This is a genomic window from Citrobacter europaeus (genome assembly GCA_020099315.1).
Taxonomy (GTDB): domain Bacteria; phylum Pseudomonadota; class Gammaproteobacteria; order Enterobacterales; family Enterobacteriaceae; genus Citrobacter; species Citrobacter europaeus.
The window spans coordinates 1945164-1967333 of sequence record CP083650.1; the positions used below are offsets into that span (position 1 = coordinate 1945164).

The 22170-nt window shown below is 45.0% G+C and carries 30 protein-coding genes and 4 pseudogenes; 23 read left to right on the forward strand and 11 right to left on the reverse strand.

The window, feature by feature from the left end:
* Window positions 1–95 precede the first annotated feature (95 nt).
* The 3 genes from LA337_09100 to LA337_09110 form a co-directional block, all read right to left on the reverse strand.
* Window positions 96–1913, reverse strand: a complete 1818-nt coding sequence (locus tag LA337_09100) for a hypothetical protein (GenBank protein ID UBI17825.1) — start codon at window positions 1911–1913, stop codon at window positions 96–98.
* A 333-nt stretch (window positions 1914–2246) separates the two neighbouring features.
* Window positions 2247–2432 (reverse strand): hypothetical protein, encoded by a 186-nt coding sequence (locus LA337_09105; GenBank protein ID UBI17826.1) that lies wholly within the window; start codon window positions 2430–2432, stop codon window positions 2247–2249.
* Window positions 2425–2619 carry a hypothetical protein gene (locus LA337_09110; protein ID UBI17827.1) on the reverse strand — a complete coding sequence of 65 codons (195 nt, stop codon included), beginning with the start codon at window positions 2617–2619 and terminating at the stop codon, window positions 2425–2427. Before LA337_09110 ends, LA337_09105 begins: the two co-directional genes overlap by 8 nt.
* A gap of 295 nt (window positions 2620–2914) precedes the next feature.
* On the opposite strand from LA337_09110, the gene LA337_09115 reads away from it, so the two are divergent.
* Window positions 2915–3256, forward strand: coding sequence for a hypothetical protein (locus LA337_09115; GenBank protein ID UBI17828.1), 342 nt, complete (start codon window positions 2915–2917; stop codon window positions 3254–3256).
* On the opposite strand, the gene LA337_09120 is transcribed toward LA337_09115, so the two are convergent.
* Both LA337_09120 and LA337_09125 read right to left on the reverse strand, forming a co-directional pair.
* Window positions 3194–3502 carry a hypothetical protein gene (locus LA337_09120; protein UBI17829.1) on the reverse strand — a complete coding sequence of 103 codons (309 nt, stop codon included), beginning with the start codon at window positions 3500–3502 and terminating at the stop codon, window positions 3194–3196. The genes LA337_09115 and LA337_09120 overlap by 63 nt on opposite strands.
* Before the next feature lie 260 nt (window positions 3503–3762).
* Window positions 3763–4167 (reverse strand): helix-turn-helix domain-containing protein, encoded by a 405-nt coding sequence (locus LA337_09125; protein ID UBI17830.1) that lies wholly within the window; start codon window positions 4165–4167, stop codon window positions 3763–3765.
* A gap of 74 nt (window positions 4168–4241) precedes the next feature.
* Here LA337_09125 and LA337_09130 point away from each other — a divergent pair, with 74 nt between their 5' ends.
* The 6 genes from LA337_09130 (at window position 4242) to LA337_09155 (ending at window position 8390) form a co-directional block, all read left to right on the forward strand.
* A complete protein-coding gene (locus tag LA337_09130) occupies window positions 4242–4466 on the forward strand; it encodes a Cro/CI family transcriptional regulator (protein UBI17831.1) in 225 nt (74 codons plus the stop codon).
* Entirely contained in the window at window positions 4453–4929 is a 477-nt protein-coding gene (locus LA337_09135) for a hypothetical protein (protein UBI17832.1), read from the forward strand. Before LA337_09130 ends, LA337_09135 begins: the two co-directional genes overlap by 14 nt.
* A 12-nt stretch (window positions 4930–4941) precedes the next feature.
* Complete coding sequence (locus LA337_09140) at window positions 4942–5184, forward strand: DUF4222 domain-containing protein (protein UBI17833.1); 243 nt, start codon at window positions 4942–4944, stop codon at window positions 5182–5184.
* Window positions 5181–6188: a hypothetical protein gene (locus LA337_09145; protein ID UBI17834.1), complete on the forward strand. Its 1008-nt coding sequence runs from the start codon at window positions 5181–5183 to the stop codon at window positions 6186–6188. The genes LA337_09140 and LA337_09145 overlap by 4 nt, the downstream gene beginning before the upstream one ends.
* 21 nt (window positions 6189–6209) lie before the next feature.
* Window positions 6210–6872: a DUF1627 domain-containing protein gene (locus LA337_09150; protein ID UBI17835.1), complete on the forward strand. Its 663-nt coding sequence runs from the start codon at window positions 6210–6212 to the stop codon at window positions 6870–6872.
* 531 nt (window positions 6873–7403) lie between these two features.
* Window positions 7404–8390, forward strand: coding sequence for a DNA cytosine methyltransferase (locus tag LA337_09155; GenBank protein ID UBI17836.1), 987 nt, complete (start codon window positions 7404–7406; stop codon window positions 8388–8390).
* Window positions 8391–8405: 15 nt separating this feature from the next.
* Here LA337_09155 and LA337_09160 read toward each other — a convergent pair whose 3' ends face one another.
* Window positions 8406–9371 carry a hypothetical protein gene (locus LA337_09160; protein UBI17837.1) on the reverse strand — a complete coding sequence of 322 codons (966 nt, stop codon included), beginning with the start codon at window positions 9369–9371 and terminating at the stop codon, window positions 8406–8408.
* Window positions 9361–10536, reverse strand: coding sequence for a hypothetical protein (locus tag LA337_09165; protein ID UBI17838.1), 1176 nt, complete (start codon window positions 10534–10536; stop codon window positions 9361–9363). Before LA337_09165 ends, LA337_09160 begins: the two co-directional genes overlap by 11 nt.
* Window positions 10537–11220: 684 nt before the next feature.
* Here LA337_09165 and LA337_09170 point away from each other — a divergent pair.
* From LA337_09170 to LA337_09205, 8 genes are all read left to right on the forward strand, one after another.
* A complete protein-coding gene (locus LA337_09170) occupies window positions 11221–11601 on the forward strand; it encodes a hypothetical protein (GenBank protein UBI17839.1) in 381 nt (126 codons plus the stop codon).
* 173 nt (window positions 11602–11774) lie between these two features.
* Window positions 11775–12167: a hypothetical protein gene (locus LA337_09175; GenBank protein UBI17840.1), complete on the forward strand. Its 393-nt coding sequence runs from the start codon at window positions 11775–11777 to the stop codon at window positions 12165–12167.
* A gap of 304 nt (window positions 12168–12471) precedes the next feature.
* Window positions 12472–12708 carry a DinI family protein gene (locus tag LA337_09180; protein UBI17841.1) on the forward strand — a complete coding sequence of 79 codons (237 nt, stop codon included), beginning with the start codon at window positions 12472–12474 and terminating at the stop codon, window positions 12706–12708.
* 132 nt (window positions 12709–12840) lie between these two features.
* A complete protein-coding gene (locus LA337_09185; GenBank protein UBI17842.1) occupies window positions 12841–13020 on the forward strand; it encodes a hypothetical protein in 180 nt (59 codons plus the stop codon).
* Between the two features lie 148 nt (window positions 13021–13168).
* Complete coding sequence (locus LA337_09190; GenBank protein UBI17843.1) at window positions 13169–13471, forward strand: Ref family protein; 303 nt, start codon at window positions 13169–13171, stop codon at window positions 13469–13471.
* On the forward strand, window positions 13468–14961 hold the full coding sequence (gene dcm / locus LA337_09195; GenBank protein UBI17844.1) for a DNA (cytosine-5-)-methyltransferase: 1494 nt from the start codon (window positions 13468–13470) through the stop codon (window positions 14959–14961). The genes LA337_09190 and dcm overlap by 4 nt, the downstream gene beginning before the upstream one ends.
* On the forward strand, window positions 14954–15313 hold the full coding sequence (locus tag LA337_09200) for a RusA family crossover junction endodeoxyribonuclease (protein UBI17845.1): 360 nt from the start codon (window positions 14954–14956) through the stop codon (window positions 15311–15313). Before dcm ends, LA337_09200 begins: the two co-directional genes overlap by 8 nt.
* On the forward strand, window positions 15310–15945 hold the full coding sequence (locus LA337_09205; protein ID UBI17846.1) for a hypothetical protein: 636 nt from the start codon (window positions 15310–15312) through the stop codon (window positions 15943–15945). Before LA337_09200 ends, LA337_09205 begins: the two co-directional genes overlap by 4 nt.
* 732 nt (window positions 15946–16677) lie before the next feature.
* Here the strand turns inward: LA337_09205 and LA337_09210 are convergent.
* A complete protein-coding gene (locus LA337_09210) occupies window positions 16678–17052 on the reverse strand; it encodes a FlxA-like family protein (protein ID UBI17847.1) in 375 nt (124 codons plus the stop codon).
* A gap of 144 nt (window positions 17053–17196) precedes the next feature.
* On the opposite strand from LA337_09210, the gene LA337_09215 reads away from it, so the two are divergent.
* The 4 genes and pseudogenes from LA337_09215 (at window position 17197) to LA337_09230 (ending at window position 18672) form a co-directional block, all read left to right on the forward strand.
* Window positions 17197–17385 (forward strand): hypothetical protein, encoded by a 189-nt coding sequence (locus LA337_09215; protein UBI17848.1) that lies wholly within the window; start codon window positions 17197–17199, stop codon window positions 17383–17385.
* Between the two features lie 152 nt (window positions 17386–17537).
* A complete protein-coding gene (locus tag LA337_09220) occupies window positions 17538–17816 on the forward strand; it encodes a phage holin family protein (protein UBI17849.1) in 279 nt (92 codons plus the stop codon).
* A complete protein-coding gene (locus LA337_09225) occupies window positions 17788–18336 on the forward strand; it encodes a lysozyme (GenBank protein ID UBI17850.1) in 549 nt (182 codons plus the stop codon). The genes LA337_09220 and LA337_09225 overlap by 29 nt, the downstream gene beginning before the upstream one ends.
* Window positions 18337–18570: 234 nt before the next feature.
* A pseudogene (locus tag LA337_09230) lies at window positions 18571–18672 on the forward strand (hypothetical protein).
* Here the strand turns inward: LA337_09230 and LA337_09235 are convergent.
* A pseudogene (locus LA337_09235) lies at window positions 18642–18782 on the reverse strand (hypothetical protein). The pseudogenes LA337_09230 and LA337_09235 sit on opposite strands and share 31 nt — an antisense overlap.
* A 49-nt stretch (window positions 18783–18831) precedes the next feature.
* Between LA337_09235 and LA337_09240 the strand changes: the two are divergent.
* On the forward strand, window positions 18832–19383 hold the full coding sequence (locus LA337_09240) for a hypothetical protein (GenBank protein UBI17851.1): 552 nt from the start codon (window positions 18832–18834) through the stop codon (window positions 19381–19383).
* Window positions 19384–19983: 600 nt separating this feature from the next.
* Window positions 19984–20115, forward strand: a pseudogene (locus LA337_09245) (terminase small subunit).
* Window positions 20116–20158: 43 nt separating this feature from the next.
* Here the strand turns inward: LA337_09245 and LA337_09250 are convergent.
* Window positions 20159–20344, reverse strand: a complete 186-nt coding sequence (locus LA337_09250) for a hypothetical protein (GenBank protein ID UBI17852.1) — start codon at window positions 20342–20344, stop codon at window positions 20159–20161.
* 397 nt (window positions 20345–20741) lie between these two features.
* On the opposite strand from LA337_09250, the gene LA337_09255 reads away from it, so the two are divergent.
* Window positions 20742–20936 carry a hypothetical protein gene (locus tag LA337_09255; GenBank protein ID UBI17853.1) on the forward strand — a complete coding sequence of 65 codons (195 nt, stop codon included), beginning with the start codon at window positions 20742–20744 and terminating at the stop codon, window positions 20934–20936.
* A 65-nt stretch (window positions 20937–21001) separates the two neighbouring features.
* Here LA337_09255 and LA337_09260 read toward each other — a convergent pair whose 3' ends face one another.
* Window positions 21002–21340, reverse strand: a complete 339-nt coding sequence (locus LA337_09260; protein ID UBI17854.1) for a hypothetical protein — start codon at window positions 21338–21340, stop codon at window positions 21002–21004.
* Window positions 21341–21459: 119 nt separating this feature from the next.
* On the opposite strand from LA337_09260, the pseudogene LA337_09265 reads away from it, so the two are divergent.
* Window positions 21460–21981, forward strand: a pseudogene (locus LA337_09265) (hypothetical protein).
* Window positions 21982–22170: the final 189 nt, after the last annotated feature.

Genomic DNA, 22170 nt, shown 5'->3' on the forward strand with positions numbered 1-22170 from the left:
TCCCATTCGCCATAAATGCCAGGACGTCCAGTCACATCCATCATCACAGATGTGCAGAGAACGGATCAGGGCTTTATCGCCGGTTAAATTCTCTGTCACTGTTCCGCCTCCGCACTTATAACCCCTGCGGCCAACGCTGCGGCCATGTGCGGCAATTCGTCAAAATCGCCGCGGTATGCCGGGTTTGCACACATCCCTTGCAGCGCTGCGAGCGTCAGTTGCTGGCGATAGGTGAGGGTGGTAAACGGTTCGCCATTTGTGAAATTGCTACCCGGTGCGGAAACAGTCAGTTCTGGTTCTTTCTTCGGTTTGGCGGTGACAGCTGGTGGATCCATCACTATGGGTTTTGGTGGCTCTGGTCGGCGATATTCTACTATCGCATCGAGGGCGATCTTCTGACGCGAGGCAGCATCATCAGACCAACTATCAAGAATTGTCGTTGCGACATCGTGAACTTCTTCGTCGCTGAAATTGGGCGACAGACAAAATTCAGTGGTGGCAATATCGATGATCAGCAGAGGAAGAATGTCAGCGATAATATGACCGGTACATGCCACAACGCCTTCCGCTTCTTCCTTGCCCATAATGTCAGTACGTCCCGAAAGCAGGTCGATCAGCGCGTGGGCTATCTCAATTTCATGATCATCCAGAAGTGGGCGATCGTCTTCCTGTTCGGTAACTTCCGTTTTTTCACTCTCATTTGAGGCGCTATTGGCAAATGCTGCATCCAGCTCCCTGTCGAGTTCTGCAGCGTGAGCCGGGCAGACTGCTGGTGGTAAATTTTCGTCCTGTAACGTCTGTTCGGTTTTACTATCAGATTTTGCTCCATCATTTTTTTGTGGCAGCGGGGCAGACGTACGTCCGCAGGCAATATCAATGACCAGTTGTGGTGGATTAACGCAGTCAAAACCCGCAATGCAGCTATCGATGTATTGGCGAAGTTCGCCAGGGTAAATATGAAGTTTTTCATCAGCGGTTTTGATGATGGCCACGATGGCCGCCGGGTGATAATCATGAATACCCGGTGTACGTGAAAATGGCGCACACCAGTCATCAATCTCTACATCTTTACTGCACAGCATGGTATTGATCCGCATTTCAATGCCAACAGGAGGGTTGCACACGTCGAAATCCATGGATCGGGATAATTTTCCCATGGCTGTGCGATAGCGCAGTCTGGTAGCAAGTTCGTTCATGGTCGGCTTGTCACTGCTCGTGGTGCCAGTCTGAACACACTTTACTGGCTCGCGTTTATCGGGCGGGGTATCAGCCCATTGGGTAAACAGGTTTTTATAGTCTGGCCATTTAGCATTGTCGCGCGCCTTCTGACGCACCCAGGCCAGGCATTCGGTCTGTTTTTCAGGAAGCATGGCAAGAATGCGGGGTTCTTTGGCAAGACCCTCTGCCTGTTCGCGTAAAGGGCTAAATTCATCATCATTCAGCATGTCGATTAACTGGCCATACTGAGAAGGTGTGATTTCCTCAATGGCACCAAACACCGCAAGGCAGTATGCGCGGGCCAGCACATCCAGCTCTTTCACCGGTTTCATTTTTTCTTCTGTCGCGTCAGCATTAAGTTGTTCATTTCCGCCAGCAAGCTCTGGCTCAACTATGATGCGCTCTGGTTCGCCTTTCTCAGCATTCCAGACAATTTCACCAGTGAAAAGGTCGGTATAGAACTGCCCTTCAACAGTGCAGAACATTCCTTCCTCTACTTCCCATACCTTGGGAGCAAAATAATCATCAGCATAATCTGGTGCGAACTGTATAAAATCCGCATGCAGTAATGTTTTTGCTATTGTTTTATTCTTGGCTTGTTTAAAAGCAACATAAACCGGAAGCGTACTATCTTTTTCAAGTGCGCTTTTTTTCGGTTCGAATCTCCCGCCAAAGTTTTTTAATCCAATTGCCATAATAACCTCAATAATATTTATGTGAATGGCGTGCATTGCTTCTGCTTAAATTACAGCGCCGTGGTTCATGAATTTGTTTGTAGGAGATAGCATGCTCAAGGCTACAGAAATAAGCAGTGACTACTCTCTTATTCATTCTTTTTGTTGATTTATACATGGAGTCAACAGAACTCCATTTTTTGCAATACGGACAGCACTCAAGTGTCACTTACCCTCCTTGCATGGCTGACTATGACAGGGCCATCATTGATGGATGTAGTAAGACCTGCCATTTAAGGCATAAATAAAAACTCTCTTAATTGCTTGAGGTTATCGAAGGGGGTAAATAAAAGGTCAGCGTAGAAACTCGCTAATATTAACCCTCTGATCGTTAACTATTTTGGTCATTACTTTAATGAAGCACATATCCAGTACCGCTTCATCTTTGTATTTCTGAACTCCAGTTATATCAGCCACAGCCTTTTTATATTCAGCTTCAGCTGTACGTTGGGCAATATCTTCGCTGGTAAATTTAACCATTGGCACGCACCATCCTGAGTAAAGATTCTGTGTGATCGAGAGCTTCCTTCTGTTGTTCGTACAGTGCCTCGAGTTCAGCTGTAAGGCGGTCGCGAAAAGCAGGAACGCTTAACTGGTAAATAAAATTATTAACTGAGCTTTCCACATCAGGATCCCCGTCCGGTATAACTGGCTGTGAATTTTTCATAAACCCTCCGGTAAAAAAGGTGCCCATCGTGGAAGATGGGCAAAGACCACGCGGCACACACAGCAATTAATCACATCTGCTAGCGCACTCCGCCTGTTTCATACCTGTCACCCAACTGGTAAGTGAAGGAGTGCGCTTGCATGTTGTTCCCTGAAAAAGCTGGCGGTGACCGGATACATATGGGAAAACACCGGGCCGCCAGAACGGGTTCTACTTGTTATTGCTTTGGCCTGCTTTTAACCACATCAGGCGCGGTGGTATGCTGGAGTACTCACACAGCCAGCAAGGAAACCTAATGAACAAGTTTTATGTTCACGTTCGTCTATTTGAACCTACAGCAGAACAGACCAAAAAATTTGAAGAATTTATGCTTAACTTTCTGTACCAGAAAACAATCAAAGAGTCTGACGATAGCTGCTGTAGACTGATTCCAGAGGGATATATCCTTAAAAGCACAATGAACTGCCAACAAATCCTTGATCAAACATTTTCAATTGCTAACAGCGTCGGTGTTGACGCAAATATATTTGTCTGTAAATTTGAGCAAAGCGCATGCTTACTTCCGTCTGCTTCCTTAGTTGGCAACGATTTCGTTCATCACGATCTTACGCCTAAGCCCATCAAGCTCGATTCTTAAAGCTTTAACCATTGTGTCGTGATAAACACGGCTCACCCTCTCTCCATTGCATGGCAGAGGGGTGATCGTGTCAGCCATGAAATTCATGAACTTGGTTCGATCAGGGGTTTGCGCTACGCAATTATTTAATGCCTGTTTTGCTAACAAAATACGGGCCTCAGTGCCTGCATTTGGCTCGATCTGCTGCAAGCGTTTAGTGTCTTCCAGCAATGATGCGATCACATGTTTCAAATCCTGTTCATTCATCTTTTCCATCTCCTTTGAAATCATCTGCTAGCGAATCATCCCGGTTTTCATACGCCCCTGGCGGCTACTTCGTGGGCATCCTGCCTGTTCGCTGTTAAACCCATTAACGCCGGGTAGGCGGAACATTTTGATTCTGAGTAATCACTGCGTGTGGTTACTTGGTGGCATGAGATTAACTAAAGGTAATTTAAATGGCAAGGATAAAAATAACAAAAGTTAAGTTGTGAGGTGTAAAAAAACGCAAGCCATTGACTGACTTGCTATTTTTTATTTGTTTGGGATTTTCTAACTTTTAGAAGTTCTTCAAAGAGGCGGTTAAAATTTTCAACTCTTGCTTCTAACTCATTGAGATAGGACTCTTTTTCTGATTCAGGAAGAGAATCAAACAAATCTAAAAGACGTTGCTGCCGTTCATCTAACGCCGTAGGAAGTGACTCCACTGGGGTGGGGATTTGTTCTTCATCACCGAAAAGTAACCAGGTCGGAGAACAGCGCAGCGCAGTACTTAAAGCAAAGAGACTTTTCCCCTTTGGCTCAGTTTGGCCGCTTTCCCATTTGAATACGCTAACGCTGGACTTCTTAACCAGATCAGCAAGCTGCTGCTGCGTTAGTCCAAGCTCTTTGCGCCGGGCGGCAATGCGATCACTCAAAGTTTCAATTTTCATAAGCCTAATATAAGTTAACTTGACATAACTTTTGTTAGTATTTATTTTGCTAACATTAGTTATGCGGAGGGCGCATGTTCACAGAGACAGTGATTAAGTTTTTTGGCTCCAAAGCTGCCGTTGCGCGAGCGCTTGGCATTTCTCAGGTCGCGGTCACCCGATGGGGGAGCGCCATTCCTGAAAAGCGAGCAGTTAGGCTAGAGCGTCTAACAGGTGGAGTTCTGAAATATGACCCGTTGTTTTATGAAAACCAGGATAAAGCAAAGAAAGGGAGAAAATTGAACGATGAAAATCAATGAGATCAAATTGCTGGCCCTCGAGCTGGAAGAGTGGGCGATGAAGGATGGCAGGAAAGGGGGCTGGAAAAAGATAGTCCCGCTGATTACAGCGCATCACTACGGTGATTTGCTGGACAGCCTGGCGGATATCGTTGACCCGTCAGAGTATGCGCGATGCCTGCATAACAACACGCAGATCATCCAACGGGCATTTCGAAATGACACGCCGAATTATCGTGGTCAGGCAGCTGCGCTGGCGCCAGCAATCAGAGCTGCGATGGATGCAGAGCTGGCTGGTCAGCATGACTTACATAACCTGGTGGCCATTGCGAACCGCGAGTGCATCGAGGCGACCAGCGCGGTGCTGACTGGTAAGCCAATGCAGGTTATCCGCAAAGAAACGGCAGAGGCGATTCAGGCGCTGGCCGATCTCATTCCCGGCGTCAGCATCCAGTTCAACCATATTGGTCCGCGCGCGGTGTAACAGGAGACTCCCATGCTTGCCCAGGAATTAGTAGACCGTATGAAAAATGCGATGAAGCACAGATTACCGACGGAGACAGTCGATCGCAGCGCTGAACTGATTCCGGGGATGAAATACCGCAACGAACGCGGACGCATGGTGACGGTAATGAGAGTTTCTCATCTTCGGGTTATGTACCGATACGAAGGTTATCAGGACATCTGCGAGACAGGCCGGAGAGAGTTTGAACTCAAGTTCAGGAAGGTGCAGTCATGACAGAGCGCACAGCAGGTACGGAGTTTTGTGTGAGTAGAATTTTTGAGATTGTCCAGTCGATGTCCGGTCAGGGGAACAGCATCACGATCCCTTGTCCTTACCTGGATTTTTTCGCCGGTGACCGCCAGCAGCATTTACTCGCGGCGATCCTGAATCAACTGGTGTTCTGGTCTGGCAAATCCCACCTCGAAAATGGCTGGTTTTACAAAGAGCATGCGGTAATTGCTGCGGAAGTTCGAGCCTCCAGTGAGGACGTCATCCGCAAGGCAATGAGCAAAATAATCAGCCAGTATTTGCCTGGTGTTATCGAAGAGAAGAAACGCAAGGTAAACGGTACGCCGAAGATGCATTATCGCATCAATGAAGAGGCATTAATTGCCCTGATATTCCCGCCAGTGCTGGATTCGGCTCTTAAGCCGAATGGAAACGGCTCTCAAGCCGAAACCAAACGGCTCTTAAGCCGAATGGAAACGGCCCATAAGCCGAATCCTGGAAACGGCTCTCAAGCCGAATCTATTCTCTATACAGATCTTAAAACAGATAAATACATACAGATCTCTTCTTGTCCGGGAACTGCGTCCCCGGAAGCCGATTTATCCACAGGCGAAGAAAAAAAATCATCCTCTGAACTGCAAAGGGGCAAATGGGGCACACCAGAAGATCACCAGTGCGCTGAGTGGATTTTTTCCCGCATCAAAAAACTCTACGAGAAGGCTGCAGAGACAGACGGCGAACTGTCACGCCCAAAAGACCCTAACTGGAATGCCTGGGCAAACGAAATACGCCTGATGCGCTGCATAGACGGGCATACCCATCGCCAGATTTGCGATTTATTCAAACGCGTACAACGCGATCCGTTCTGGTGTCGCAACATCCTGAGCCCTTCAAAGCTACGGGAAAAGTGGGATGAATTAATTATCCGCCTTGGTGGTAGCACACAACAACGGGATGTTAACGCCATTTCAGCCCCGGATAACACCATCCCTGAAGGTTTCAGGGGCTAAAAAATTAACTTGGAGAATTTTATGGAAACCATTTTAGACGTACTGAAAGCGATGGAAAAAGCGACTGCCCGTGAAATTGCGGCGCGCATGAAAATTGAGCCTGCGGCGGTGATCGGGATGCTGCGTGAGCATGAAGAACGTAACGAAGTTGCACAGACTAACGGGTATTGGAAAGTTGCTACTGGGAAAGTTAAATCACAGCCAAAAGCGATCAGTTCAGTCAGCAAAGCGCCAGCAACTGTATCAGTCAGCGACGTCATCGCATTACTGGCGGAACATGGGCCACAGACATCTCTGGAGCTGGCAACACTGGCAGGTATTGAGTCAAAACGTGTGGCGCCAATGCTGACTCACCACATGACAAAAGGGCGGATCATCCGCGAAAAAGTTGGCAGCAAGTTTGTTTATTCGGTGTCGGCCACTGCGTCAGTGAAAAACAAAAGCTCTGCACCACGGGAACCGGAGACATCAACTCCACCAGTACCGGAAAAATCTGTCACTGAAATTGTTGAGGAAATCCCCGCTTTCGTCAGCCGTCCTGATGATCTGCTGATCCCTACGGTACGCGGTATCTCAAGTGAAATTCGCCGCACGAAAGCGAAGCTGGCCAACCTGGAAAAACTTCGTGAAGCCGTTCGTAGCATTCGCAAGCACGGGGCGCTGATGCAGGAGTTGGCGCAATGAAACAGAACGAATTACCACGCTGTCCGGAGTGCGGGAACATGCCTGAATACGCGTTTAAATCGAACCCGTTCGGCGGTGGGTAGGCCGAGGGGATGCTGGCGCCTCAGTAGATTAAGTTAGCCACAAAGATTTATGAAGGAAAAACGTTTTGAGCGATGTGAGGATTTATATGGTGATAAGTAACGAACTGTAACTATCAGTAGTCGGGGGAGGTGTTCTGTACAAACATGGTTCGTCACAGTGACTATGTAGCGCTTGAGTTAAAACTAGCAGACATGGCAGTGTAAGGCGGCTGACTGGGTTTTAATCGCATGTCTGTCTGACGGGGCGAGGCTCCTGTGTTCTCTATCACTGAAGAGCATGGACGGGTAAGACATTTGGCAAACTAAGTATAAAATTGGCTTAGAATAAAACTCGTTAGTTTCAGAGGGCATTTACTTAAGTTAGTGTGAAAAGTGAGCTTTTTTTAACATTTAACAAATGCAAAATGAAATATAACCGGTATAATACTCGCTCTGCTTAGGGGGTAAAATGTTAAAAGCTGTATCGTTGTTTTCCGGTTGTGGGGGTTCTGATGCCGGTTTGGTTAAAAATGGAATTGATGTCGTTATGGCTAATGACATATTGCCATACGCGCGTGATGTTTATTTGGCCAATCTTCCAGAAACGGATTATCTCCTAACGGATATAAGAGAAGTGAAATCTTTTCCGATGGCAGATCTGCTTGTGGGATGCTATCCATGTCAAGGATTTAGCCAAGGTGGTGCAAGAAAAGTTGATAGATCAATCAACTATTTATATAAAGAATTCGCAAGAGCATTATCACAAATTAAACCTAAAGTATTTGTGGTTGAAAATGTGTCTGGGATGCGAACAAGTACGTTTAAACATCTTTTAAATGATCAGCTAGATATTTTTTCTAAGGCGACGGAAGTTGGATATAACGTTGTATGGAAAGAAGTTAAGGCTAATGAGTTTGGCGTCCCTCAGGAACGGAAGAGGTTAATAATTGTCGGTTTTAGGAATGATTTAAATATGAAATATTCATTTCCTGTACCAACCCATGGTCCTAATACTGATAATGAGTATTTAACTATTCGTTCAGCATTGGAAGGTATGCCTGACTGGCCCAATGGAGAATATTGTGAAGATGTTTTCCATTGGTATTATCTATCACGAAATAGACGCTGTGACTGGAATGATGTTAGTAAAACTATCGTGAGTAATATGAGGCATATACCTTTACATCCGGTAAGCCCTAAGCTCACTAAAGTTGGTACTGATCAATGGAAGTTTGAAACCGAGCAACCAGCTAGACGTTTTTCATTTAGAGAGGCCGCACGGTTACAGGGATTCACTAAAGATTATACAATTCATGGTCGAGATTTGTTATTTCCAGATAATAATAGATTATCTCGTACGAGCTTGTTAAAAGAACGTTACAAGGTAGTAGGAAATGCCGTTCCGCCACCATTGTTCGATGCAATTATCGCCAATATACCAAAAGAGATATGGTAGTCTGAGCCCGAGGGCTCAGACTTGCGTGATACAATGATTTATTATTTCGTTTATATCATCATTCATTTCTTCAAATTCTTCATGATACTTCTCATGTATTAGAGTCAGACGTATTCTATCAAGAACAACCCCGGCATCCTCACTAGCAACTTTAAGCATTCCATCGCAAAGGACATAAGGTGTTGTAAAAACTTTAACGCAAGAAACATAGCTTAGAGGATGAAAAAAACTCTCAAGTCTCTTTATGTTAATATCTGAAAACTTTGTATTCCAATTATTTCCACATGCACATTGACCAAGTGCGAATAATAAACCATCTCTTCCATCAGAAAAGTGTTTCCAAGAAATAAAATCAACCCCTCCGTCTTTAATCGGCCCTGCATCGCCGTTCGAAAGTCCAGCCTCAGGCATCCAATGCCATTCCAACGTTCTAAAGTTGATTAGTCTTTTTAATTTCTTAAATAATTTCTGAAATTCAGTTGGGTTTTTGCGAGATCTTGGCCAGCCTGTATGCATATGCTTTGCCTCTTCACCGAAGAATCTTGTGAAGATAGCGCCCGCAAATATTTCAAAAAAACGTGGAAGTCTTGTATTACTTCCTTCTGTTATGTTTTGTGCCATGGATATGCATAAACATAAAATATATGATATTGGATAGGACTCTTTGAGTTTTAAATGGTTCTCTTCGTATATAAAAGGATAACTATTCTTCAAGATTTTGGCTCTGCGCTGTAATTCATCTGCGACATCACTTAGGATGTTATCTTTTCCATGATCTTCAATCATCCATTCTTCATCAGCATGATCTGATAGTTCATCTTGAATCTCATCATCCAGGGTGCCAGCTATTTGTTCATCAGCTATAGCATTGTCTATAGTAGAGAATTTTTCAATAAGCGCAGAGAATTCAACTTCATCAGCATCAGTGCAGATCTTTTGGTATCTATTTTTATCGGCTAATAGTAACTTTTTAGAACTCACCGTCAGTATCCTTACCAGCAATAACAGAGTTTAATGATTCACGGAATTTTCTAAATTGTCTAGAAAGTTGGTCCAAACGTTCGGATAAGGCAATAGCGGTTTCTTTTGTAATTTTGTCTTTATTTACCCTGGAATGACATTCTTCTAAGTTATCACTAATTTGAAATATTAGTTCAATAATTCTCTCTTCAGCAGGTTTAGAAAGTGATTGAATTTCATCGACATTTCTACCTGCTTTGAGATGTCTAACTTTTTCTTCAGAAGAAACTATTTCTGCCAAAAGTCCTAACTTTCGAGAGTCGTTAACTTGAGAGTTTTTGCCAGTTCGTTTATCACCGAACATAGCAGTCATTAATAATTTAGCGTTGTCAAGCTTTTCGCTATTTATTGGCTCTAATTCTTTCTCTTCTGAGGATAAATTTACAAAGTCCTGAATCGATTTATATCCGAGTAATGTATATACCCATGAAAATGGATAGGCCGAATTACTTCCTCTACCCTTTTTTACGCTATCGTCTTTAGTGTATTTCCCTGTTCTTTCTAATTGCTTTACAAAGTTATATCCCTGCAAAAGACGTTTAATAGTATTATGCTTATCTCCAATCATAGAAGATATATCACTAATACTCATATCTCCGTCATTTACAGTACGCGAAATCCACGCTGCTTTTGCATATGAATCCCAATCCTTAGTTGAAACAATGTGACGAACACCTAGATAAGATACCAACGGTTTATTGTCTTGGGCACCCTCAAAAACAATTGCAGGAATTTTTGTAAGACGATGTGAACCATGTTTATGATATTTTTCTATATAAGATTTGAAGATATCTAACTGATCTCTAGCCCTGTCATCTTGAATAAGAATTAGGCATGCTGATAATCTTCTGTTGCCCTCCATTACAGTGTATTCTTTTTCATTTATTTTTTTTACAACCATGGGTTCAGCAGAAAAATAGCCATTAATTGCTATTGAACTTAAGACATCTGTTACACCATAGTTTTTAACAATATTATTAAGAACATCTATTTGTGTTGCTTTTCCAGAAAAGTCCTCTCCAAATCGTGGATTTTTTTCGTCAAGTTTAAGATATTCAATCGGTAACTCAATTACTTGTCTTGATTTCAATTCGTCCAGCTCTTTTTTTATTTTCTTCTGTGGCATGATATCACCTAATTATGCATATTAAAAACATAATTATACAGTAAAAATAAATGCTTGTTAATAGTGTGTTTAAAATAAATAAAAAATAAAGAAACTACTTCGATGAAAATCATATAATAATTTTGTTTGTAAACTATCATTTAATAAATTGTTTTAAAAAGAGAGTAGATAAATCAAATGATTCTGAGAATATGCACAAACCTTTATCGAACCCACACTTCTGAAATCAAATGATGTTGCATGCTAAAAGCCAGGAAGTTTCATATTATTAGCGCAGTGATATGTTGAACCGAGACATTGCTGAAAATTAGAAAGAAGAACAGGACAAGGTCAGTATTGATCGTGCTACTTAAATAATAGTTAATCAACCAGCAGTCGCCGATTAAGTAGCGAGAAAACAGTCTGAACATCTGCATGTTTACTCTATGGTACGTGTACCTCACTATCGTGAACTCGGTTTTACTCAGCCAAAAGCATCCTATCTGCGTTATCTGGATCTGGAAGCGCAGAACAAGAAGAAGTAACGGGTTGTCTCATTATCCCGTCATAGGCTGAGGCTTTGGCGTAAGCTAACTTGCCAGAGATGTGTCAGACTACATTTTGTAGCCTGATTTGTTTCATTTACGTCCATAATGAAGACTTATCGGATGGAAAGAATGGTGTCGTTTTCTACGAGGTAATTTAATGATGAACTTTAAGATACTTCTTCCCTTAACATTAATTATATCAGTTGCATCCTACGCAGAGGGGGACTACTTACCAGGCATGTCCCCACTGCCGTCCAGGCAACAGGCTATAGATTTAGCTGTATTGGTGATAGCGTCATCCAGCCCAAAAGTAAGTGAGGAAAGGGATCTGGAATTGATGTCCAGTATCGAGAAAACTGCGGGTGGTGTTTGGGATTCCTGTGCTGTTGCAGCTAAGAATGGTACTTTCTCAGACGAACATTCCAGAGTAATTGTGACAGCTAAGAAAACAGGTAACCAATTTGTAGTCGAGCAGTTAGGTAATGTCTGCTCAATAGCTTTCATGAAGGTTACAATTGATAAACAAGCATCAGAATAATTTTAATAGTCAGAAATGCTACGGCTTTAAGGTAATGAGTCGTAGTGCCATGCCAGTTGAAGGAAACCGCCGCTTACTTATACCAGGTTCATCGACTGTAATCATATAAAGCAATTTTACTAAAAGTGAGCCATGATACATTCACGGAAATTATTCTTCTATGGTTGAGAAAAATGAGCATTGTTTTGGTAGGCCTCGTAGTGGCGCTCGCTGTGTACGTTTTAACATCGATAATGTGGGAAAAACGGAGTGAAAAAAAGAAGTTTGAATATGCCTCAGTTCTTATACGAAGTCTTTTGGATGATGAGGATAAGAATGATCGGTTTTACCGTGACGCAACAGAGAAGTTGAGACAAGTTGAGGGTTATGTAAAAAACGGTGATTTCTCCACAGCGCATTCGCAATACTTTACAGCGATAAGCGCAGCCGCTGAATCTCACTGTAAGAGTCTTCACGATGACTTGGATGCACATTTCTTCATCCAGGAAAGACTTCCATTTCATGAAAAAATGAAATACGTAGCTATTTTCGAAGAATGCCGAAAAGAAAGGCGGGGTTCACGCTGAGCTGGCTATGTTCAAGACCGAAGGATGGTTTTACCCAGAGGATGGTAGATTCGATAAATAAGCGCAAGTTGTCCCCATATCCCTCCCGCTAGAATATCCATTATCTTACTGTCGAAAAGCCCGCTTTTGCGGGTTTTTTCTTGTCTGGATAGTTTTGCCAATCTGATTTAGTAAATTCCGAACACTCGGAAAAACTTAGCGGATACAACGGCATGGCTTTGGCGAAAAGTGCTATTAACCACTTGAATATGAGGTTCAATAGGTATACTGTATAAATGTACAGTATATTGATGTAGAGGGAATTATGAAGATAGAACTTACCATCAACAAATCAAAAGACCTGCCGCGTGACGTCATACCCGCACTTGAGAAAGAGTTGCTTAAACGACTTCAGAATCAATATGAAAATTGTTCTCTGGTTATCCGCAGAGCTGGCGGCGATAGCCTGACTGTTTTCGGTGGCGATAAGGGCGATAAAACGAAGGTAGAGGAAATCCTGCAGAATACCTGGGAAAGCGCCGACGACTGGTTTTTCAACTGATCGCCCTTGGATAGTGGCTGATGCCGCTATTTGTTTCGCCTGATTGCTAAAATTCTCGTTGCGCACCGCGCTACTGCTTAGAAGCAATTTCCGTTGTCTTAACGGTGTGGATATCACCGCAAGGGGCATCTCATGCAAATTCCGGATGATTTAATTCCCGGACTGCCGGAGCATACTGGCCCGGTTCTGATTTATGTCGTAAAGGGCAGGGCAGAAAGGGGATTCGCGCTGCGCAAAGATGAATTTGTCACGTCGTTGCGGGCACTGGATGAAGCAAGAAAGAAAGCCGGCCTTCCTGTTTCTGATGTCTGATAAGTTAGGTTATACTCAAACACGGGTCTGAACAGCCTGCTGAGTAACACTGCGCCAACCGGGAAATCACGATGGCGCATAAAACTGAATTACCCCACTCACACCGTTTCTTCGTGAGCGGTGTCTTTGTTCATGCTGGTGGTGCAGCATGAGCAGATCAAAAAATAAATCTGAAAAACTCCACCTTTCCCGCGTAGCCGGGCTGGGCTGCATTGTCTGTAAAAATCTTAAACTGGGCGAAACCCCTGCAGAGATTCATCACGTCCGAACCGGCCAGGGTGTTGGCCAGCGCGCTGACAATTTCAAAGTTATTCCTCTTTGCCCAATTCATCACCGTCATGGCGGTCACGGTATTGCCATTCATGCTGGCCGCCAGTCCTGGGAAAACAATTTCGGTACTGAAACAGAGTTGCTGGTGCAGGTTCTCTACGAACTGGGGGAATCAGCGTGAGTATTACTTATGGTTCAGTATGTAGTGGAATTGAGGCTGCAAGTATAGCGTGGGAGGTTTTGGGCTGGCGACCGTCATGGTTCTCTCAGTTCGATCCTGAACACAATTATAAAAACGGTCCAGATTTCCCATCTGCTGTTCTGGCGTATCGCTGGCCGCACGTAACAAACCTCGGTGATATGACAAAGATCGCCGCAGCAATACGGCGCGGAGAAATCCAGGCACCAGATGTTCTGGTAGGTGGCACACCGTGCCAGGCATTCAGCATCGCTGGTCTGCGTATTGGTCTGACTGATTCCCGCGGTCAATTAACTCTCGCCTTTGTTGAACTGGTAAACGCAATAGATGAAAAACGAAGAGAACAGGGAAAACCTCCCGTCATTGTCGTCTGGGAAAACGTACCCGGAGTATTCAGCAGCAGAGATAACGCTTTCGGATGTTTTCTTGCAGGGCTTGCCGGTGAAAGCTGTGAACTGGAATCACCAGGGAAAAAATGGACAAACGCTGGTTATGTGCTGGGACCAGAAAGGGCTATCTGCTGGCGAGTGCTCGACGCTCAATTTTTCGGAGTGGCCCAACGACGCCGCCGTGTGTTTGTTATCGCAAGCGCTCGAGGGGATATCGATCCCGCAAAAATACTTTTTGAGTCCGAAGGCATGCGCCGGGATACTCCGCCGCGCCGAAAAGCGGGGAAGGGCATTACCGCAAATACTGGGCGTCGCATTGCTAACGGTAGCCACTGGGATGGGGAATATAATCCACATCCAACCCTCAACCAGTCACACAACATCGGAGGCATAGGTCAAAGCAACCAGGAATTATTCAGCCAGCGCGGAGGTGGAATCGTTGGTGTCTTTCGCATGCGGGCATTTGGTGATTATGTTAATGATGAAACCGCATCCACTGTTAAAGCACGCGACCATAAAGATGCAACCGATCTCACTGTGACTTATTCAGACGTCAGTAGAACGTTGCTTGCCAAATCAAATGACAGCATGGCTGAAGATTTGGATACCTATGCCATTCACGGCACACAAGACCCAGACACAAACATTAATTTTGCTCATACGCTGGGACGAAATCACGGGCAGGAAAATGCAGTTGCTTATGCCTTCAAGGCTGGTCAAGGCGCAAAAGCGGGTGGCATTGGCTGGGCAGAAGAACAATCCCCAACTCTGACCGCCGCCAGTAGCGGATCGAATTTATCCCCTTCAGTAATGAAAGACATGGCCGTTCGTCGCCTGACACCAGTTGAGTGCGAGCGTCTGCAAGGCTTCCCCGATAACCACACTTTAATCCCCCGTGATAAGCGTAAGCAGATCACTGCTGATGAATATGCTTACGTGCGCCATCACAACCCAAAAATAACTGCAGAAGAAGCCTACCGACTGGCGAAAGATGGTCCGCGCTACAAAGCTATCGGCAACAGTATGGCTGTACCGGTTATGCGCTGGATCGGTAAAAGAATCAAGGAGGCTCTTGATGCCTGAATATCCAATTACACCCGTCGGTAAGCCCAGAATGACGCGCGCTGACAAATGGAAAAAGCGCCCCGAGGTTCTGCGTTACCGGGCTTTCTGTGATGAAGTTCGTCTGCAGGGTGTTGAGCTGCCGGAAAGCGGTTCGCATGTCACTTTCATTCTTCCTATGCCAGCGAGCTGGAGCAATAAGAAACGGACTGAGTTCAATGGTAAACCACATCAGGCCAAACCTGATTTCGACAATATGGTGAAAGCCCTGATGGATGCCATTTACGAAAATGATGCTCATATATGGGATGCACGGGTATCAAAATCATGGGGAGAAACCGGGAGAATAATTATTGAGGAGCTAAAAGCATGACGCCACGCCAACGCAGACTAAAACAGTCAGCATTTGAAAAAGCAGCAGCTGCGCCGCGTAAAAGCTGGCTGGGTAAATGTATTCTCCTTACGGGGATTCAGTCCGGATGGATTAAATCCCTGCTCACAACATGGGGCGAAGGTGTAGGAGGAAATACTGCACCCCGTATGCCGCGGGGCCATGCATGCTGGAATGTGATCAAAGGAAAGAACTGGTCAGATAAGGCACTGGAGCGCTTTACCGCAGCGTTAAATCAGGCGAGAGAAGAGGGATTCCGTGGGCAGCAGGCGATGAACAGGGCACATAGCATTCTCTGGCCACAGTCACCTGCCAGTGTAATTGATGAAGCCTTGCATAATGATGATGTCGATTTTGTTGAGCAGTGCGTACTGCAGGCGCTGGATATAAACGATCCGGTTTATGTCGTTGGTCTTCAGTATTACACCACACGAAAAAAAATCTCAGACATAACCCGGGAACTGCAGGCGATTGCGCCATGGTTAACCGACGGGGAGGCGAGAAAACGCGTGCGATGGTGCCTGGAAATATTCAGAGCAAAAACATTTCTTGCGGTTCGTAACCAGATGAGAGCCGGGTTAGAGGATGGTTGGTCATACCAAAGGAGGAACTGACCAGGAGACTGATGAGTCTGTAATTCGAAACAAAAACCCCGGTTATTAGCCGGGGTAAAATGTTATTAGTGACGATTCTGTTTAAACCGCTCATAGATCTCAATACAGATAATAGCAACAGAGTAGAAGGGCCACAGAAAGGAGGTTATCAACGTATCAGCCAGGTCCAACTCGATGCCGTGTACTCGATCCCCACGAACTAACAAAGCAAACATTACGATGAAGCCCGCGATATATATGGCCAAATAGTGATAAAGGCTCATGATAATTCCATTTATTAGGTTTGGCCCTGAGTCTACGTGTGATAACCATACAGTTAAAATTGGTATTACAGATCGATTTTGATTTATCGATCGTTCAAAACGATCGTTTTGCAACGAGTTGCTCATTGATTGAATGATATTTGAACAAAATGGCGGTAAAAATTAGCTTTAAGTGCTTTATGATGTAAAAACGTTTGAAAACGGGCCAGCAAAGTGAATAATTAATTCATGCTTGGCAGAGCTGCGCCACGATGGCAGCGACGAAAAGCGAACAATTTGAATATAACGAGAACCCCGCCAGCGCGGGGTTTTTGCTTTCCGGCGATACGACAGGGGTATTCGCGAGGTGTATTACACCAGTACCCCTGTCATATCGCCGAGCTGAATCGTTAACTCGAAAACAAGTTCTCACAATGCTCCAATGCTTTTTCGTTTCTAGCTCAGAGGAAAAATGAGAGAGGGGCAATTGCTAAACGTAGACATCAATATTTTTAGTATTATTCCCTGCAACGTTCGAACTTGAATTGTCACTTACCGTAGGTAATGCTACCGATGCCATTTGGTTTTTTTCTGCTTCTTGTTTTTGTAATTGAGCAATTTTTGCGTATATAGACTCGATTTGCCTTTGAATCATCTCCATCTGCTGTTTAAGCAGTTTTGCCTCATCTTCGGAGGTTACTTCATTTATTTTTGAACCCATGGCGCTGAGCTCTTTTGTCAACTCACCAATTTGTTTTTTCAGGTTTTGAATTTGTTGTGAAACAGAGTTGCCAGTACTTGAAGGTGCTTGTTTTACTGTGCTTTGCAGTATGTCCTGACCCAAAGTGCTAACTGTCATGCTCATGGTGGTTCCTCCGGCATTACATTTATTACCCATTATCGTCATCTTTCGAAATTACTTTATTAGCAAAGGTTAAGTTGTGGCTTCCTGCACCACAGCATTATTTGTGCCGCTCTATACTATCTGCGGAGTATCGCGGAGGAGCTTATGAAAGAAGGTTATTACTGGATTCAGCATGTCGGTGTTGTACATGTGGCGTACTACACGAATGATACTGTTGATGATCTGGAAACGGGTAAAACAATCACAGGTGTCTGGCATCTGACCAGAGGCGATGACATTTGCCATAACGGTGAAGCAGAGGTGTTAGAAGGTCCTCTTACTCCACCAATGTAAACAATCTATTTTACTAGGGGCTGCCGCATGGCGGCCTTTTTCATTTCAGGCTCACGGGAATCATCCGCTACGTGCTTTGTTGATAAATCCAGCTCGTGAAGCCTGACCCTTTCATCACACAAAGCGCCATCCGAAGAATCGGAGGTGAGGCTATGACCAGAATGAGCACCATTTACAGCAGACTTTCATATGGAACAGGAACCACGCTAACCGGCTGCGGTGTATCAGCGAAGGCATATGCCGAAACAGCAAAAACAGCAAAAGAGGTGTCCTGGATGTTGGCCGACAGAATTGCAGGGTTAAGCCTGAGCGACTGGGCAATTATTGTCGGTATCGCATGCACTGTTATCACCTGTGCAGTGAACTGGTATTACAGGAAAAAGGAAAGGGAGGACCGGCTTAATGGCAATGTCACCAAAGCTGAAAAATAAACTGAGCGCAGCGGTTGTTGGTTTGATTCTAGCTGGGGCTTCCGCCCCTGTGATTCTCGATCAGTTTCTGGATGAGAAAGAGGGTAACAGCCTGACGGCGTATCGCGACGGTGGCGGAATCTGGACTATTTGTCGTGGCGCCACGTTGGTTGATGGGAAGCCAGTTGTGCAGGGCATGAAGCTGTCTGCTGAGAAATGCGCCCAGGTAAATGCCATTGAACGCGACAAGGCGCTGGCGTGGGTAGAAAGGAATATTAAGATGCCGCTGACCGAGCCGCAGAAAGCAGGTATCGCTTCTTTCTGCCCGTATAACATCGGCCCCGGAAAATGTTTTCCATCTACGTTCTATAAGCGAATTAATGCTGGCGACCGTAAAGGTGCCTGTGAAGCGGTCCGCTGGTGGATTAAAGATGGTGGCCGCGATTGTCGCCTGACCAAAGGCCAGAAAAATGGTTGCTATGGTCAGGTAGAACGGCGAGATCAGGAAAGCGCGATGGCGTGCTGGGGGATCGACCAGTGAGTCGAATAACAACCATCATCACTACTGTGGTCGTCTGCATAATCGTATCGCTAGGCTGGGCCGTTAACCACTACCGCGACAACGCTATCACCTACAAAGACCAGCGCAATAAGGCCACCGAAAAACTCGGCCTAGCGAACAACACCATCAAAGACATGCAGATCCGACAGCGTGATGTTGCGACTTTGGATGCCAAATACACCGGAGAACTGGCTGATGCGAAAAAGCAGTTGGATGATCTGCAGCGTTGCGTTCACACTGGTAAGTGTGGGCTGCACGTCAACGCAAAATGTCCCGCGAACGAAGCGACCGGCTCCGGCAGCCTGGGTGATGCTTCCGGCCCCCGACTTACAGACTCCGCTCAACGGGATTATTTCACCCTCAGAGAGCGAATCGTCACAGTGACGAAGCAGGTCGGCTATCTGCAGGACTACATCAGACAGCAATGTTTGAAGTGACGTGTTAAATTACCCCGCTTGCATGCGGAGGTCTTCAATGAACAATGAGGTTTTGGCTACTTCAGCCCAATTTCCATGGGCTGCTGTAATAACCGGTTTAGCTGGGGTTATAGGTGCGCTTGGTGGTGCTTTCTTGGCAAATTTTTTTGCTGAAAAAAGATGGAAAGACCAGATCGTGCACGATGTGCAGAAAGAGAGCAGAAAGTTAATGCGTGAAAAGGGCGAAGAGACATTCATCAGTTTTAAACGATGGGAAAAGGAATTGTATTTTTTCAATGCATCACGTATTGGATACATTCAAGGAGTCATAACTGAAGAAGCACTCAACAAAACCATTGATGAGAAGGTATCACCTGACACTCATGTAACTTTAGATGTCCTTGTCTCAATCTATTTTAACGACCTTTACGCAGACCTAAGTCAGATACATACACAGACCAATAAACTACAATCCTTGTTTCATCAGTACAGCCAAATTATTCCGAACATGAGTGGAGCTGAGCACATGAAGATAGAAGCTGCTGTATACGAAAGGCAGCTTGAACATTTTCAAAGAAAGCTGAGACTAGCCATAAAAGAGTATATCTAACCGCCTCCGGGCGGTTTTTGCTTGCCATCACCATGGGCAGACCCATTGTGATGGCGAAATATCACTCACCCAAGAGAAGATCCATTTCCTCTACAACACCTGCAAGCCAGCACGGCTTAGATACTTGGCTAGGCTCACCATTGGCATATTCGGTGTGAATTGGCAGGTAAGGTCCAACATGTATCGTAGGGTAGGGCATGCAAGTCTCAATGTTAAATTGATCCAACGTTATATCTAAGCACAGGCCATCTATATCTACCCAAGCATGTGAGTCAGCAAGGCCGTTACAGCCTTTGTCAAAACTCACAACCTTAGCGCTACAGCCAATTCGGCGGTTAATTATTTCAGCCAAAATAAGTGCGCTATCAGAACAACATCCGTGCGGGAACTCGTTAAAAGGGATGTATGGTAATGAGTTAGGCGTTTTCTTATGAAGGTGAAATCTAACCTTCTCTGCTAATGCTAAAAAATTATCATTCATTTTATTATTAACTAGATAGTAAAGCTAATTGCATTCAAGAATGAGAAATCTTGCGCGAATAGCTCGTTGATTCGAAAAGTCACTATCACTGTTTTTAACAAAATTATCCAGAGGAAACCATCGCAAAACTGGACCGGGGCGTGCTTCAGCAACGGTTCCTGTCCGAACATGCCGCAACCGGCGTATCACCAAAGGAATGGTCTGAGGCGCAGGGACTGAACTACGCTACCGAACGTCGATACATCAAAAAATCCATCGGCGCAATTCAGCCAGCTGAGTAAGCCATCCCAAAGCTCATCTGCGGGTGGGCTTGATAATGCCGTAGTGCTTTAAGAGCGCCAGACTGATTGCAAGGCAAGCGGTTTCAACGATTCGGTTGACTGATGGTGCGATAGCAATTGCAAGAGAAATTTCTGAAACTGAGAACATATTACCTCCTATAGAAACGATGAGTGATGATTTTTCTTCTTGAGTAGCCACTATTTATTCTCACGCTCAAGGTGATGACTCATTTTGAATAGCCACTAACTCACCTGAAACTCTGGTCCAACGCGTTGGACTAATAACGTTATGCTATAATATTGCAGAAACTCTTCACTGAGAGGCATTTGATAATGCTAGATTTTCTCTTTTTTAAGTGGGGTGGGATGTGCTACGGGTGTGCAGAATCTCAACCCAGTCATGGGGAGTAAGCATTTCATATCCTTTTCAAAGTGTGGCGGGAGTGGCCAAGATTGGGCCTTCTATAGTGTCCCCTAAATGCTATGCAACGTGTCTAACGCGTTAGACACCGAGTTGTCCCATAGTGATAGTTTAGTCCGTCTTCTGCAGCGGAAAATCAACCACACACCATCGCAAGCGGATAAAGAGGCTCTAAATGTCCGACATATATCCAATCACTCTAACCACCCAAACAGGCGAAACCTTCACGGGCAAGATGTCACGACGTCAGCCTGAGCAGGTTAACGGCTTTGTGCTGCTGGCGACCGAGACGGGGCAGTGGTTGTATTTCCCACCTGCTGATGTGAAGCGAGTGGAATTTACGCCAGTACCGGCTGAGCAGGACAACTAGTCAATAGAAGAAAGTGAGCAAAGGAAGGAAAAAGCGAAAGGCCTACCACTAGATAGGCCGAAATATTAGTCTTTCATAAACTTATCGCGACGGTAATCGTCATAATCACTTTGTTCGCGACAGTCTTCGCAGACTAAGCCGCCATGCTCCCAGGTATGCTCATAAGCCTCATCAAGCTCTGCACCTTCAAGAACCTTCCCGCAACCGTTGTGATGTCCACCAGGATCGGTGTAACCCTCACAACCATGACTCATAAACGGTTGTAATACTCTCTTTTGTGCCGGCGATAAAGTTTTATATCCTTTGTCGATAGCAAGCTTGGCAATGCCTGATACTTTGCCATCTTCATTATGGAAAACATCATGCTTTAACAGTGTTTCGAGCAAGTTCTCTTCAATACCCATAGTTCCTCCTTATGAAAACTCTTCAATAATCTACTAAAAGTAGGAATTATTAAGTGATTTTGAGCAAATCATGAGGAGCAAATCACATTTAAATAGCGATCGAATGAACGGAGTAATATATGGCTAACGATGACGAGCACAGGCCATTCCCGCCAGTTAACTTCATCGAATCCGAGAACTGGCAGCCATACACCAGGCTAATCCCAGCCAACGAAGTGCATGAGTGGATAAGCCGACAAATCATCAGCGATACCGGAAGCATTCATAACCCTGACCACGAACACCTGCTTGAGGCTGATCTCTGCTTTATGTGGGCGTCTGACTCATTCGCGAAGAAATGGCGGTATGTCCTATGTCAGGCCGAACAGGTAATGCTCCGTGCCGGCGGTTGGCAGAAAGCCAGAATGGAACAACAGATGCATGAATGGTTCGGGCTCATCCCGAAGTTAATCATCACACTGGCATCCGACTACTGCTCACAATGCAGTGACCTTGAGTTCTGCGCGCTGGTTGAGCATGAGCTTTACCACATCGCCCAGGCCACCGATGACTACAGTGCTCCGAAGTTCAACAAAGAGACCGGGCAGCCAGTGCTTACACTGCGCGGACACGATGTCGAAGAGTTCGTTGGTGTAGTACGTTAATATGGGGCGAATACAGACTTGCAAGAACTGGTGGATGCAGCCAATCACGACATCACTGTCATGGACAAACAGACCAAGCGTGGCAGGGGTCTTGTCATAAATAACGCAAATATGGTAGTAAGTGAAACTATGATCTCACGGCTTGATAAAGCAGTTATGCTAATGATATAAAATTCAGGTACATAA